The sequence below is a fragment of the Prochlorococcus marinus str. MIT 9314 genome (assembly GCF_000760035.1).
GTDB classification, from domain to species: Bacteria; Cyanobacteriota; Cyanobacteriia; order PCC-6307; family Cyanobiaceae; genus Prochlorococcus_A; species Prochlorococcus_A marinus_B.
On the sequence record NZ_JNAO01000004.1, the window covers coordinates 26,892 to 41,863 of the forward strand.

Here is a 14,972-nt window from a genome sequence, read left to right on the forward strand (position 1 = left end):
TTTATTTTTTTTTCATATTCTGGAAAAATCAATTGAACTGAATTATTAAAGAATGGCTTTAAATTATTACAAAAATGAGCTTAAAGAAAATGCTCAATTACTAGCTTCTAAAGGAAAAGGAATATTAGCGGTAGATGAATCCACTAAAACAGTAGGTAAAAGACTCGCTGGAATTGGCGTTGAGAATACTGAAGACAATAGGAAGGCATATAGAGGAATGCTTTTTACTACAGAGGGTCTTGGCAAATATATAAGTGGAGCAATCCTCTTCGAAGAAACTCTTTATCAGAATCACCAAGATGGCGAGTCAATGGTTAAGAAACTAAATGAATTAGGTATTATTCCAGGTATAAAGGTCGATAAAGGCCTAAATCCACTTCCAGGAGGTGGAGATGTAGAAACTTTTTGCTCTGGCCTAGATGGGTTAGTTGAAAGAGCCGCAAAATATTATGAACAAGGTGCCAGATTTGCAAAGTGGAGAGCAGTTCTGCAAATTACAAATGATGGTTATCCTTCAAAACTATCAATTCAAGAGAATGCTTGGGGATTAGCAAGGTATGCAAGATCAGTTCAAGAATCTGGGTTAGTACCAATTATTGAACCTGAAATCTTAATGGACGGTGACCATACTATTGAAAAAACTGCTGAAGTTCAAGAAGAGGTAATAAAGCAGGTTTATATTGCCTGTCAAGCAAATGGAGTTTTTCTAGAAGGCTCTCTATTAAAACCTTCTATGACTGTTAATGGAGCAGATTGTCCAACAAAGGCTGATCCTATGAAGGTTGCTGAAATGACAATTAGAACTATGGAAAGATGCGTTCCTGCATCTGTTCCTGGAATAGTTTTCTTATCAGGAGGGTTAAGCGAAGAAGCTGCTTCTGTTTATCTAAATAATATGAACACTCTTTACAGGAAAGCTTTATGGAATGTTTCATTCTCTTATGGAAGAGCATTACAGCACTCATGCTTAAAGGCCTGGAAAGGATGCGACGTTGAAGGAGGTCAAAAAGCATTAATAGCAAGAGCTCAAGCAAACTCTGAAGCTTCAAAAGGTGCCTATGTAGCAGGATCTCAACCTTCATCTGATGAGCAATTGTTTGTGGCAGGCTACACTTACTAACTAAAAAATCCTAAAAATATACTCTGGGTCATAAAATTAGTTTCTTTAATTTAGTATTTTGTATATCTAATGACGTGACATTTGATACCTCTTTATACTAAACTCTCGGAAACATATGCTTTATATAGCATTTAACTTATTTTAATTATGGCTCTCGTTCCACTAAGACTACTTTTAGATCACGCTGCTGAGAATGGTTACGGTATTCCAGCTTTCAATGTTAATAACCTTGAGCAAGTTCAAGCAATTATGGAAGCAGCATATGAAACTGATAGTCCTGTAATCCTCCAAGCTTCAAGAGGGGCAAGAAATTATGCAGGAGAAATTTTCCTACGTCATCTAATCCTTGCTGCCACAGAAACATATCCTAATATTCCAGTGGTAATGCACCAAGACCATGGTAATGAGCCATCAACATGTTATTCAGCAGCAATAAATGGTTTCACATCAGTAATGATGGATGGTTCTCTAGAGGCAGATGCAAAAACACCTGCTAGTTACGAATATAATGTTGCAGTTACTAAAAAAGTTGTAGATTTTGCTCATTCAGTTGGAGTTAGTGTTGAAGGAGAATTAGGTTGTTTAGGTTCATTAGAAACAGGGAAAGGTGAAGCAGAAGATGGTCATGGATTTGAAGGTGAACTTTCTACTGATATGCTTTTGACTGATCCTGAAGAAGCTGCAGATTTTGTTGCTAAAACAAAAGTTGATGCATTAGCTATTGCTATAGGTACAAGTCATGGTGCTTATAAATTCACAAGAAAACCTACAGGAGAAGTTCTTGCAATAAGCAGAATTGCTGAAATTCATAAAGCACTTCCAAACACCCATCTTGTAATGCATGGATCAAGTTCAGTTCCTCAAGAATGGTTGGATATCATTAACAAATATGGTGGTGAAATTCCTCAAACATATGGTGTTCCTGTTGAAGAGATTCAAGAGGGAATAAGAAATGGAGTTAGGAAAGTCAACATCGATACCGATAACAGACTTGCTTTCACTGCCGCGGTAAGAGAGGCAGCATTTGCTGATAAAGCAAACTTTGACCCAAGACATTTCAACAAGCCTGCTAGAAAATACATGAAGCAAGTTTGTCTTGATAGATACAAACAGTTCTGGTGCGAAGGTCAAGCAAGTAAGATCAAGCAAAACAGCACCAATTACTTTGCTGATCTTTACGCTAAAGGTGAATTAGATCCCAAAGTAAAAGCTACTGTTTAATTTCTTCCCAAATAAAATAAAAAAGACCTCCAAAAATGGGGGTCTTTTTTTATTTCAATATTAATGATTTTAATGTAAAGAGACCATCAGTCCCTCCAATTGTCTCGTCACATGCTCTCTCTGGATGAGGCATTAAACCTAGAACATTACCCTTTTCATTAGTTATGCCTGCGATATCGAATGAGGATCCATTAGGATTATTTTTATATCTCAAAGATATCAATTCGTTATCTACAAGTTTTTTTAAAGTATCAGAATCACAATGATATCTTCCTTCCCCATGCGCTATGGGTAACTTAATAGTTTGTTTTTCAACTCCATCATTAAACCAACCTCCCTTTGAAGAAACAATATCAAGTTCAACATCATCACAGATGAAATTAAGATTTTTATTTGTAGTAAGGGCACCAGGCAAAAATCCTGATTCTGTCAAAATTTGGAACCCATTACAAATTCCTAAAACTCTTCTTCCACTTTTCACAAAGTCATCCAAAGCATTTATTAATGGAGAGAATCTCGCTATTGCTCCGCATCTTAAATAATCACCATAGCTAAATCCTCCGGGTAAAACTATTGCATCTACATTGCTTAAATCTGAAGACTCATGCCACAAGTATTTTGTTCTTATGTCTAAACAACCTTCCAATGCCCATGAAACATCACGATCACAATTAGAACCAGGGAAGACAACAACTCCTACAGTAAAATTATCCATCTTATAATTTTTCTAGTGAATACTCATAATCTTCAATAACAGTATTTGCGAATAACCTATCACACAATAAATCAATTTTTTCTCTTACTTCGTTTTCACCATTACCTTCTATTTTTACCTCAATCATTTTTCCTATACGTAGTGATTTTATTCCTTCGGCTCCAAGTTTTATAGAAGCAGATTTGGTAGCTTCCCCTGCTGGATCTAAAACTGAGGGTCTTAGTCTTACAAAAACTTTTACAGCAAATTGGTCCAATTAAAAATTAATTTCTATTAGAAGATTAGTTTAAATTCTAATAAAAAAAACTATTGATTAATAAACAAATATTTTTACCTTAAGGTTTTCTGAATTATTAAATATTTATGTAGCCTCTACCAAAACAAACTAAACAAGTTCTTCTTGAATTTTCATGTGTTTTAAAATTTCCTGCCCCTCCACATTTTGAACATTTTATTTTATCAATTGATGTAACTTCGTCAGAGATTATTTGTTTTAAAGTAATTTTTGAATTTTTCATCTTGGGCTGTCTACTGTAGTTAGTATCCCGACAGCTAACTATAAAGTCAAATTGCTATTTTTGGGTCACTTAAAATCTTAAATTTCTCTTTAATTTTTCTATTGAAATTTTTTATAGATTTTTCATCAAAGGAAATTATTACTAATTCAAGCCCAGCATCATCATTTGGTCTCCAACAATTGTCTGGAGCTTCTTCAAACCAAGTATTAATTTTCTTTCCAACAATTTGTATTTGTAAAGGCAATGATTTATTCGGTATCCAAATACGTCCTTTTATTCGAAGAATGTTTAATTTATCCAATATTTTTGACATCTCCTTTTCAAAGTCATTTTTTTCAAGGAAATAATTTGATTTAATTGAATCTGATACAAGCTCAACATGATTATGGTCATGTTCTTCAGTTAAATATTTTTTATAAGTCTCTTTTTTAAAATTAAAATCGAATAGATAATTCAAATCAATTTTGCCCTTCTTGGATTTAAGGACAGGTGTAGTTGAGTTTAGACTTCCTTGAATTTTATTTTTTACAACATCAAACTGATCATCATTTAAGATATCTGATCTAGAGACTAAAACGATATCAGAAACTTCTAATTGCTCCTCAAAAAGTTCATCTATAGTGGCGTTGTGATCAATTTTATCTGTTTCATTATATTGTTTTGTTATTTTATTTAAATCATTAATTGGTGAACCATTAAGCATTGATTCTCCATTAACGATACCAACAACAACATCAAGGTAGATGGAAGACCTAATCTCAGGCCAATTAAGTGCTTGAATTAAGGGAATTGGTAGTGCTAAGCCACTTGTTTCGATAATTATTGATTCGATAGAAGGATTAAATTCTAGGAGAGCTTTTATTGATGGAACAAAATCATCTTGAACAGTACAACATAAGCATCCATTATTTAATTCAATTACGCAGTCGTCTTTAGATTCATCACATTTTTCACAACTTTTAATCAAATCACCGTCAATTCCAACATCACCAAATTCATTAATTATTAAACCAAATTTTTTATTACTCTCTTTTAATAGATATCTTAGAAAAGTTGTTTTACCTGAACCAAGAAATCCCGAAACAACAATAACTGGAATTTTTTTTTTCATCTTTGATGATTAACAACCTAAGCTATATTCTGTACTCTCTCCTGTAGAACTATTTGTGCCATTAGCAATCGCACATAATTGTTTTTGTTGTGTACGACTAAGAACAGCATCAGTAAAATCTGCACCATCTATTTTTGCACCTTCAAAATTACTCTCCATTAATAAGGCATTAGTAAAATTAACATCCGAAAGATCAGCATCTGTAAAGTCTGTTGCATAAGCTAGTGCATCTCTTAAATTTGCTCCAGTAAACTTTGAGTTTTGCAATTTACTATTATTGAACACCGCCCCTTCTAAATTACTTTCACTGAAATTAAACCCATTCAAATCAAACTTAACGTATTCGTTACCGCTTAAGTCTTGACCATGCATATCTGGCTCTAGATTAAGGTCTTGCTGGTTTCTAATCTCAGGAGGTCTTTTAGCCCATGCAGAATTTACAGAATTAAAAAATAAAATCCCAACGAATAACAAAGTAATTAATGCATTCTTTAGTGAGTGGAAAACAATTGATTTAATCATAATAAGACTGTATTTTAGAACTTAAGTATTTAAAGTTTGTAAGAGTATCTTAAAGGAAAATATATGGCAATGTCACTAAAGGTTATTGTTCCTCCTCATCCATTAATAAAACATTGGCTTTCAATATTGCGAGAAAAAAATACTCCAAATATTTTGTACTCAACAGGATATGAGCAATTAGGGAAATGGCTTACATATGAAGCATTGCGTAATTGGCTGCCATATAAAAAAGAGATAGTAAATACTAATAATGGAAACGCAGATGGATTCTTTATTAATAACGATTATCCAATAAAAGTGCTCGCAATGTTGCCCGAAGGGTTATCTCTTTGGTTTGGATCTAAAGAAGTAATTCCTAATTCAACCCTCTTATTAGGAGAACTTCCAAAAATTATTGAATCAAATGAAGGAGTTATATTTTATTCAGAACAAATAACAACAAAATCACCAACATTAGAAACTTTAATTAAATTAAAGGAATTAGGTGTTGATTCAAATAGGATTCTTTTAATAACTGCTATTTGCTCAAATAAAGGGTTAAATGAAATTGCGAAATTACTCCCTAATCAGGTAATTTACACTTCTTGCATAGATGAGGAAGACGAAAAAACACAATTATTAGTACCGGGTATTGGGAATCCTCTATCGCGTTTAAGTACTATATTTCAAGATAAGAACTAATATAGAATATAGGAGTAAATATTTTACCAATGTCTGAATACAGAGATTCGTCTTCAAATAATCTTTTATCATTAATAAGCGGTGCTTTTATTGGAGCAGCAGGTCTAGCTTGGTGGTTAATATCCGAAGCAGACAAAAGAAAGGAGGAAAAAAAACAAAAAGCAATGATGTATTCCTCCAGAATTCAAGACGGCTCAGAAGCGATTGATTCAAATGAAAATATAAATGAAGTTGAAGGAGAGAATCTGGAGAAGAAAGTTGAGCAACTTAATTCTGCAATTGCTGATGTGAGGAAGCAACTTGAAGAGTTGGGGCAATAGAATAAAAAAGGTTCTCAAATAATATGAATAAACTCAGGTCATCTGCAATAACCCAAGGTGTGCAAAGATCCCCTAACAGATCGATGTTAAGAGCTGTTGGATTTAATGATGAAGATTTTAATAAACCTATTATTGGAGTTGCAAATGGATACAGCACCATAACACCATGCAATATGGGTTTAAATAAGTTAGCTTTAAAAGCTGAAGAGTCTATAAAAAGATCAGGTGGGATGCCTCAGATGTTTGGGACTATAACAGTAAGTGATGGCATTTCTATGGGGACAGAGGGCATGAAATATTCCCTAGTTTCAAGAGAAGTTATTGCTGATTCAATTGAAACAGCATGCAATGCTCAGAGTATGGATGGAGTACTTGCTATAGGTGGATGTGATAAAAATATGCCGGGTGCCATGATTGCGATTGCAAGAATGAATATTCCCTCAATTTTCATTTATGGAGGGACAATAAAGCCTGGGAAATTGCATGGAGAAGATCTTACTGTTGTTAGTGCATTTGAAGCTGTTGGGCAATTAACATCAGGCAAAATTAATGAAGAAAGGCTAATCCAAGTTGAGAAAAATTGTATTCCTGGTGCTGGTAGCTGTGGAGGAATGTTTACAGCTAATACAATGTCTGCGGTTATTGAAGTATTAGGGTTAAGTCTTCCTCACAGTTCCACTATGGCTGCTGAAGATCTTGAAAAAGAACTAAGTGCAGATAAAAGTGCTGAGATATTAGTCTCTGCAATAGAAAAAGATATAAGACCTCTAGACCTAATGACAAAGAAAGCATTTGAAAATGCAATATCAGTAATTATGGCAATTGGCGGATCAACAAATGCGGTATTGCACATCTTAGCTATTGCGAATACTGCAGGAATAGATATCAACATTAATGATTTTGAGAGAATCAGACAAAAAGTACCAGTTATTTGTGACCTTAAACCGAGTGGTAAATATGTGACGGTGGATCTTCATAAGGCAGGTGGGATTCCACAAGTAATGAAAATACTTTTGAATGCAGGATTAATTCATGGCGATTGCAAAAACATTGAAGGGAAAACCATCTCAGAGTACTTACAGAATATTCCAGATATGCCTCCAACAAATCAAAATGTCATAAGAGACATAAATGACCCTCTTTATAAAAAAGGACATCTAGCGATATTAAAAGGTAACTTAGCGATCGAAGGTTCTGTAGCCAAAATTAGCGGAGTAAAAAACCCTGTATTAACAGGTCCCGCAAAGATTTTTGAAAGTGAAGAAGATTGTTTAAAATCGATATTAAATAACGATATCAAAGCTGGTGATGTTGTTGTTATTAGAAACGAAGGTCCTGTAGGAGGTCCAGGTATGAGAGAAATGTTAGCTCCAACATCTGCGATTGTTGGTCAAGGGCTAGGAGAGAAGGTGGCTTTAATTACCGATGGTAGATTTAGCGGGGGTACCTATGGCCTTGTTGTGGGTCACATAGCTCCAGAGGCTGCTGTAGGAGGAAATATTGCTCTAATAAAACAAGGTGATTTAATTACAGTAGATGCTGTAAAACAACTAATTGAAGTTGATTTATCTGACGAAGAATTAGAAAAAAGAAAAAAAGATTGGGTAAAACCTATTCAAAAATACAAAAGAGGAATTCTTTCAAAATATTCGAGAATCGTAAGCACATCAAGTTTAGGAGCTGTTACTGATTTATAAATCAGCTCAAATTTTATTTTCTTAATCAATAAAACTTTTTATCCTATTTGCTAAATTTTCCAATCTAGCGCTGTATTTTGGTGAGTTGCATTTTTTCCCATTATTGCTATCCATCCATAATGTTTTAACTCCACACCATAATATTGGTTCATCAGGGAAGTTAAGCTTAGAGATTACTAAAACCAATTCTTTATTTGATTTAAAAAGTTCTAATTCAAGATCATAAATTTCTAATCTTTTACCTTCTTTATCTCGACATAAAATATTAACTGTTAAATCAATATCTTCATCTTCGAATTCGTATTCACCATTTATTTTTACTACAGAATGAACAAAAGGTTTATTTGTTAAATCTGCTGACTTAGCGATTAAGCTCTCTATATTTTTAGGTGGATTTTCAAATAACACTTATTGATTTAATTAAAACTTTTATTGAACCCTGTTTAAACTCATTATTAAGTAATCCATCATCACCGAACTTAGAGTGTAGTAATTGCAATCTTTTAATTTTAGATGGCTTGAATTTAAATGGAAAACGTACTTTATTAGCTCTTACTGAAGGTTTTAACTCACTAAAAGGAATTTGAATATTTGTTGTCCCGAATTTTTTTGTTGGGAATGATTTAATCCATCTAAGTCCACCCGGAATAAATTCGGTTAGTCCGAGTAGATCATCTTCACAAGCGACAGCAAATTTAAAAGTTCTTCCTTTTCCATCAATATTTAATTCAAAGGATGAATACTCAGATACATTTAAAGAAGGTTTATATATAGACGATCTACAACTAACAAATCCTCCTGCTTTCTCAACAATATTACCCTTTAATATTAAACCCGAATTTGAAATTTCACAAAAAGCTGAACTTGATCCGCCCATAACAGTATCATTTAATGTTTTCCAACCATCGAACTCGTTTTTCTGGAATAAAAATTTTTTCTTACTCATTAAATAATTTAAATTATTAATAGACTTTAACTAAATTTCTAATTCTTTTGCTGATTCCTGATCACAAAATATTGAAATTTGATTAATAGATTTTATTAATTTTGATGGTGTTCTATCTGGTGGCTCTTTTTCATCTAATAACCTCTCAAGCGCAATTCTTTTAGAAGCTCCACTAACTAAAAATACTATCTTTGAAGAAGCTGAAAGAACCTTTGGAGTTAATGAAATTCTTTTTAAACCTTTACCTTCATTAAAAATAACAAAATCATCTACATTATTATTTTTTTGGTAAGGGAATAGTGAGGCTGTATGACCATCGTCTCCAAGACCTAATAATGTTAAATCAAAAGTTGGAGGGTTTGATCCGCATTTTTCAAATAATTTAGAAATAAATTGATTTTTTATAGCTTCATCATCAGCATTAAAATCATTGAAAATTTCATAAAAAAAAGCTTTAGATCCAAAATTAGTTAACAATGAATTCTTCAACATTAACGAGTTACTCAATTCTGAATTTTGATCAACACATCTTTCATCCCCTAAAAAGACATCAACCATATCCCATCTAAGATCACTTTTTGATAAAAGCTTATAGACAGATTTAGGAGTTGAACCTCCACTTACACAAAATTTGAACCTGTCTATTTCTTTTAAAGTATGAATAATGTAACTTTCAATAAACTTAAAAACCGCTGTAGATAGCTCTAACTTGTCTTTGTAAATGTTAAGTGTATATCCATTTTTAACCTTTTCAATCATTTCATCCATTCAGTATGAAAACTACCTTCCTTATCAATTCTTTCATATGTATGAGAGCCAAAACAGTCTCTCATTGCCTGAACAAGGTTCTGAGGAAGTCTATCGGTTCTATAACTATTCAAATAATCTAAGGTACTGGATAGACATGGGACTGGTATACCAGCTTTTGTGGATAAAGAGACAACTCTAGCTAAGTTATCTAATCTTGTCGCGATTTCATTATTGAACCAATCATCAAAAATTAAATTTCTTAGATTAGGATCCTTGTTATAAGCATCTTGAATTTTACTTAATAATTTTGATCTAATTATGCAACCACCTTTCCATATTTGAGCAATTGACGGCATATTCAAACCATAGCTATATACTACAGATGCTTCTCTTAAAATATCCATACCTTGGGCATAGCTAGCAATTGTGGCAAGGACTACAGCATCAAATAAAGGTTTCATTCCATCTGATAAATTTCCTAAATCGAAATCCTCTATCTCTTTAGATGGGATAGTTTTTTCAATCTCACTACGTTGCTCTTTTAAAGAACTCATTACTCTTGCATTTAAAGATGCATAAATAGTTGGGACTGATACCCCCAGCTCTAGAGCACTTACAACAGTCCATAACCCTGTACCTTTCTGGCCAGCTTTATCTAATATTTTTTCCACGACATCATCTCCAGTTATCTCATCTTTTGTATTGAGACAAATCTCTGTTATCTCAACAAGATAAGAAGCTAATTCATCAGTATTATTCCAAATACCAAATACCTCTGACATTTGCTGACCGTTCATACCTTTAACTCTCTTCATAAGGTCATAAGCTTCTGCAAGTATTTGTTCAATTCCATATTCAATTCCATTATGAACAGTTTTCACAAAATGACCTGAGCCTCCTGGTCCAACATATGCAACACATGGTCCGTCTTCAACTTTGGCAGCCATTTTTGTTAATAAGCTTTCTATTGCATCATATGAAGCTTTAGTACCACCGGGCATCATACTTGGACCCTCTAGAGCTCCTTTGGCACCTCCAGAGACTCCCATCCCAATGTATCCAAAACTTTTACTTTCTAGAGTATTCACCCTTCTTTCTGTATCTTTAAATTGAGAATTACCGCCATCTATTAATAAATCTCCTTCCTCGAGATATTCAGAAATATTATCAATGACAGCATCTGTTGCGGGGCCAGCTTTTACCATCATTAGAATTCTTCTTGGCCTCTCAAGCTTGTTAACAAATTCTTGAAGAGTTTCAGCTCCTTCTATATTCTTCCCGAGGCCACGACCTTGTAAAAATTCTTCGGTTTTTGAGTAAGTCCTATTAAAAACTACACTAGAAAATCCATTTCTCTCTGCGTTAAGAACTAAATTTTCGCCCATAACACCAAGACCTATTAAACCAAAATGTGCCTTGGACATAAAAAATTAAAAAACTCAATAAATATAGTTTGCCTGCAACTCAACAAAATTGCTCAAAAAAAATACTTATGTCAGCGAAAAATGATGGAAAAGATTTAAATAACAGTTCCGTTTGCAATAGTGGCATTTTTAACTACTACAACAATTCCATTTCTAATATAGAAGCCTAATTCTGGCTTATCTGCTTCTTCTACTCGATCTTTATTAATGATCACGACATTATCACCAATTCTTGTATTCTTATCAAGAATTGCTCTTTTTACAGTAGTCCCTTCACCTACTCCAAGAGGCGTTCCGCCCCCTTTTCTTAATTCAGTCCTCTCTTCAGGGGATTCAAAGAAATCGGCTCCCATAACAAGAGTATCCTCAAGAACCGAGTCACTCTCAATCCTACTTCTTACACCTAAAACACAATGTAAAATACTGCATGACTTTAAGATTGTACCTTCACAAACTATTGAATCAGTAATTTGAGCATCTACAAGTTTAGAAGGGGGGAGAAATCTAGGTCTTGTATAAATTGGAAATTTCTCATCATAAAAACTAAATGGAGGTTTTGGTTGCTCAGTCAATGCAAGATTTGACTCAAAGAATGCCCCAATGGTACCGATATCTTCCCAATAATCATCGAATACATAACTTTTAAGAGTATCGCCTCTATTGAGGGCTTCTGGAATTATGTCCTTACCAAAATCCGTATAATTAGGAAATTTATTTAGAAGATCGAAAAGAGTATTTCTGCTAAAAACGTAAATACCCATAGAGGCTAGATATGGTTTTTCGGCAGCTGACTCCTTACTTAAACCAAATTTTGAAGTATCTACAGCCATTGCCTTCAACTTCTCTCCAGTAGGCTTTTCACTGAATTCTTTAATATTTCCTACATCATCAGTTCTCATGAGGCCAAAACCTTCCGCTTGAGCTTCATCAACAGGCAAAGCTGCCACAGTTAGATCAGAGCCATTATCTCTATGATGTTGAACAAATAAACTGTAGTCCATCCTGTACAGTTGATCTCCTGACAATATTAAATATTCATCAACATCCCATTCTTGAAATAACCATTGGTATTTTCTTACAGCATCAGCAGTCCCTTCAAACCACTTCGGGCTATCAGGAGTCTGTTGTGCTGCTAAAACCTCCACAAATCCTTGACCGAAAGGGCCATTTAAATTATAGGTTCTTCCTATATGCCTATTTAGAGATGCACTATTGAACTGGGTCAATACGTACATTTTTTCAATGCCTGAATTTATACAATTACTAATCGGAATATCTATCAAACGATACTTACCTGCCAATGGCACAGCAGGTTTAGCCCTCATTTTTGTTAGAGGGTAAAGTCTAGAACCTTTTCCTCCTCCGAGGATTATGGCCAACACGCGCTTCATTCAAACTAATGGATGTAGATATACAACTAACTAAAGTAACTGATTATGGGCATATTTAGAAATACAGATGGTCAGTTTACAAAGGTATTCCGATAAATCACTGGAAAAACTTAATATAAATCGAAAAAAGTTAGTTATTTTTATCCTCTTCTACCAAAGAAAACAATTTTTCAACGATTTTCAAAGAAACTTGTCTTTCTTCTCTTGATTGAGGACTTCTCAACTTGGTGACCGGCGTATGAAGTATTTTATTAATTATTCCTTTAGTCAGAGCTTCCACAACTTTTCTTTCTCGAGCCGAAAAATCTGGTCCCATTCTGCTAAGTGCTTTTTGCAATTCCTCTTTTCTAATTAGCTCCAAATCTGATCTAAGTTTATTTATTACTGGAACGGCCTCTAAACTTGCCCACCATTCTAGAAAAATGATCCTTTCTTCTTCTACTAGAGATTCCGCTTCCTTTGCTATTTTCTGTCTAAATTCTTGATTTCTTGAAACGACCTCTTGTAAGTCATCAACATCAAATGATTTTACAAATTCATGTTGTTTAACATCGTTAGATATATTTCTCGGTACCCCAATATCAATAAATTTAAGTCTATTACTCAAATTTAATTTTTCAATTTTTGCGAGATCAATAATTGGTTCTTCAGAAGCAGTACTAGTGAAAACAATGGAAGATAGTGATATATTTTCTTCTAATTCGTTTAATCCTCTACAAACAATCTCTAAATCAGGGAAGTCTTGAGCTAGATTTAATGCTCTATCAATATTTCTATTTAAAAGGATAAGTTTATGACATCCTTTTGATTTTAAATGAGTTATTAAAAGCCTACTCATTCGTCCGGCGCCAATAACAAGAACGTTCTCTGATTCCAAGCTTACAAGAGTATCAAAACCATTTTCTTGTCCAATTTTTAATTGGGCAAGTTCTACCGCTGCTGAACTAATTGATACGGCTCCAGTTCCTAAATTTGTTTCAGATCTTACTTTTTTACCTGTACTAACTGATTGAGTTAATAATCTATTAAGAATTGGTCCAGTAGATTGATTCTCTTGACCTAATCTCATCATTTTTTTTACCTGCGAAAGGATTTGTCCTTCCCCCAAAACGAGGCTATCGAGTCCTGCCGAGACTTTCATCAAATGCAAAACTGCTTCTTCCTGTCTAAAGCAAAACAGATGTGGATTTAAATCTTCAAAAATAATTCCAGAATATTCTGATAAAAATTCTTTTATAGATGAAATTCCAGTATTTTTATCCTTTACTAGTGCATATATTTCCAGCCTATTACAAGTACTTAAGATTGACACCTCTAAGACATCAGAGAAAGCTTTTAATGCTTTCAATGATTCTGTTATGGATTGGTCAGGAATACTTAATTTCTCACGCACTTCAACAGGTGCCGTGCGATGACTCAGTCCGACGACAACAATGTGCATAATATCAACAATGAATTTTTAAAGGCTGATACTCTTAGCACCATCTTTTATATGAACAGTATTTGTGAACCTTGCAGTACTATCTAATGTACTAATAACCAGACTACTTGTTCTAACACAATCCCTTTCAAATTTAACTCCGTCAAATAGTAATCCATCAGTTATTCCACTTCCAGCGAAAACAACATTTTCTCCCGATGCCAATTCATTAGCTTCATAGATTTTATCTATATCGGTTATGCCCATATCATTAAGACGTTTTATATTGCCTTCTTTTGTGTAATCAGCCCATTCAGAAGTCTGAGCGATCGCTGGATCATAAACTAGTTGGCCTTGAAAGTGTCCGCCTAGAGCTCTCATTGCAGCAGCTGAAATAACACCCTCAGGAGCTGCACCTATTCCCATCAAGCAATGTGTTCCAGTTCCTGCAAAACCGCATGCAATCGCAGCTTGAACATCACCATCAGAAATCGGTTGCACTTTTGCACCACATCCTCGAATCTCTTTAATTAAATCTTTATGCCTAGTTCTATCCATTACAACAACAGTAAGCTCATCAATAGAAAGACCCAAGCAATCACTTAGTATTTTCAAGTTTTCAGTAGCTGTATTTCTAATATCTACTTTACCTTTGGCAGCAGGAGGCGCTGCTAATTTGTTCATGTAAAAATCAGGAGCATTGAAAAGACCACCCGTATCAGAGGCAGCTAAAACAGCCATAGACCCTCTTTGATTATTTGCACAAAGATTAGTTCCTTCACAAGGATCTACTGCAAAGTCGACCCCTGGGCCACTTCCACTACCAACCTCTTCACCTATATAAAGCATAGGTGCTTCATCTCTTTCACCTTCTCCAATAACAATTTTCCCTTTCATTTCAATTTTGCCCATTCGCAATCTCATTGCTTCGACAGCTGCAGCATCAGCTTCATCTTTTTGACCGAGTCCTGTTAGTTTTGCTGAGGCAATAGCAGCTTGCTCGACAACTTCGAGAATTTCTTGAATTAAAGTTTGATTCACAATTAAATTTTTAGGATTTTCTAAAAGGTTTTGAGTATGATCTCATAAAAAATGGCATTTTTTATGAAAATTATTATGCTAGTAAGCTTTTTTTA

Annotated in this window: 17 protein-coding genes; 5 read left to right on the forward strand and 12 right to left on the reverse strand. The window is 34.1% G+C overall.

Going from position 1 to position 14,972, the window contains the following annotated elements; genetic code table 11:
* Nucleotides 1-52: 52 nt before the first annotated feature.
* Both EU98_RS07130 and fba read left to right on the forward strand, forming a co-directional pair.
* Entirely contained in the window at nt 53-1,120 is a 1,068-nt protein-coding gene (locus EU98_RS07130; protein WP_032515204.1) for a class I fructose-bisphosphate aldolase, read from the forward strand.
* A gap of 147 nt (nt 1,121-1,267) precedes the next feature.
* On the forward strand, nt 1,268-2,341 hold the full coding sequence (gene fba, locus EU98_RS07125; protein WP_025881177.1) for a class II fructose-bisphosphate aldolase: 1,074 nt from the start codon (nt 1,268-1,270) through the stop codon (nt 2,339-2,341).
* 49 nt (nt 2,342-2,390) lie between these two features.
* Here the strand turns inward: fba and purQ are convergent, their stop codons facing one another.
* From purQ to EU98_RS07105, 5 genes are all read right to left on the reverse strand, one after another.
* The gene (purQ, locus tag EU98_RS07120; RefSeq protein ID WP_032515206.1) at nt 2,391-3,056 is read right to left on the reverse strand and encodes a phosphoribosylformylglycinamidine synthase subunit PurQ; all 666 of its coding nucleotides are present in this window, start codon (nt 3,054-3,056) and stop codon (nt 2,391-2,393) included.
* Between the two features lies 1 nt (nt 3,057).
* Entirely contained in the window at nt 3,058-3,312 is a 255-nt protein-coding gene (gene purS, locus EU98_RS07115) for a phosphoribosylformylglycinamidine synthase subunit PurS (protein ID WP_011376342.1), read from the reverse strand.
* Between the two features lie 97 nt (nt 3,313-3,409).
* Nucleotides 3,410-3,574 (reverse strand): hypothetical protein, encoded by a 165-nt coding sequence (locus EU98_RS09730; RefSeq protein WP_193742990.1) that lies wholly within the window; start codon nt 3,572-3,574, stop codon nt 3,410-3,412.
* 46 nt (nt 3,575-3,620) lie between these two features.
* The gene (locus EU98_RS07110) at nt 3,621-4,685 is read right to left on the reverse strand and encodes a GTP-binding protein (protein ID WP_032515207.1); all 1,065 of its coding nucleotides are present in this window, start codon (nt 4,683-4,685) and stop codon (nt 3,621-3,623) included.
* A 9-nt stretch (nt 4,686-4,694) separates the two neighbouring features.
* Complete coding sequence (locus EU98_RS07105; RefSeq protein ID WP_032515209.1) at nt 4,695-5,207, reverse strand: pentapeptide repeat-containing protein; 513 nt, start codon at nt 5,205-5,207, stop codon at nt 4,695-4,697.
* Nucleotides 5,208-5,270: 63 nt separating this feature from the next.
* On the opposite strand from EU98_RS07105, the gene EU98_RS07100 reads away from it, so the two are divergent.
* Genes EU98_RS07100 through ilvD form a run of 3 tightly spaced genes read left to right on the forward strand, consistent with a single transcriptional unit; the run spans nt 5,271 to nt 7,905 of the window.
* The gene (locus tag EU98_RS07100) at nt 5,271-5,888 is read left to right on the forward strand and encodes a uracil phosphoribosyltransferase (protein ID WP_032515210.1); all 618 of its coding nucleotides are present in this window, start codon (nt 5,271-5,273) and stop codon (nt 5,886-5,888) included.
* A gap of 29 nt (nt 5,889-5,917) precedes the next feature.
* Nucleotides 5,918-6,208, forward strand: a complete 291-nt coding sequence (locus EU98_RS07095; protein WP_011376338.1) for a hypothetical protein — start codon at nt 5,918-5,920, stop codon at nt 6,206-6,208.
* A 23-nt stretch (nt 6,209-6,231) separates the two neighbouring features.
* On the forward strand, nt 6,232-7,905 hold the full coding sequence (gene ilvD / locus EU98_RS07090) for a dihydroxy-acid dehydratase (protein WP_032515211.1): 1,674 nt from the start codon (nt 6,232-6,234) through the stop codon (nt 7,903-7,905).
* 21 nt (nt 7,906-7,926) lie between these two features.
* Here ilvD and EU98_RS07085 read toward each other — a convergent pair whose 3' ends face one another.
* The 7 genes from EU98_RS07085 to glpX all read right to left on the reverse strand — a co-directional run bounded on the left by EU98_RS07085 (nt 7,927) and on the right by glpX (nt 14,877).
* Nucleotides 7,927-8,313 (reverse strand): hypothetical protein, encoded by a 387-nt coding sequence (locus EU98_RS07085; protein WP_011818278.1) that lies wholly within the window; start codon nt 8,311-8,313, stop codon nt 7,927-7,929.
* Nucleotides 8,303-8,851: a CIA30 family protein gene (locus EU98_RS07080; RefSeq protein ID WP_032515212.1), complete on the reverse strand. Its 549-nt coding sequence runs from the start codon at nt 8,849-8,851 to the stop codon at nt 8,303-8,305. The genes EU98_RS07085 and EU98_RS07080 overlap by 11 nt, the downstream gene beginning before the upstream one ends.
* Nucleotides 8,852-8,881: 30 nt before the next feature.
* Nucleotides 8,882-9,619, reverse strand: coding sequence for a 6-phosphogluconolactonase (gene pgl / locus EU98_RS07075; protein WP_032515213.1), 738 nt, complete (start codon nt 9,617-9,619; stop codon nt 8,882-8,884).
* Nucleotides 9,607-11,025 carry an NADP-dependent phosphogluconate dehydrogenase gene (gndA, locus tag EU98_RS07070; RefSeq protein ID WP_032515215.1) on the reverse strand — a complete coding sequence of 473 codons (1,419 nt, stop codon included), beginning with the start codon at nt 11,023-11,025 and terminating at the stop codon, nt 9,607-9,609. Before gndA ends, pgl begins: the two co-directional genes overlap by 13 nt.
* A 95-nt stretch (nt 11,026-11,120) precedes the next feature.
* Entirely contained in the window at nt 11,121-12,416 is a 1,296-nt protein-coding gene (locus EU98_RS07065) for a glucose-1-phosphate adenylyltransferase (RefSeq protein ID WP_032515216.1), read from the reverse strand.
* Between the two features lie 130 nt (nt 12,417-12,546).
* Nucleotides 12,547-13,857, reverse strand: coding sequence for a glutamyl-tRNA reductase (locus EU98_RS07060; protein ID WP_032515217.1), 1,311 nt, complete (start codon nt 13,855-13,857; stop codon nt 12,547-12,549).
* 18 nt (nt 13,858-13,875) lie between these two features.
* On the reverse strand, nt 13,876-14,877 hold the full coding sequence (glpX, locus tag EU98_RS07055) for a class II fructose-bisphosphatase (protein WP_032515218.1): 1,002 nt from the start codon (nt 14,875-14,877) through the stop codon (nt 13,876-13,878).
* Nucleotides 14,878-14,972: the final 95 nt, after the last annotated feature.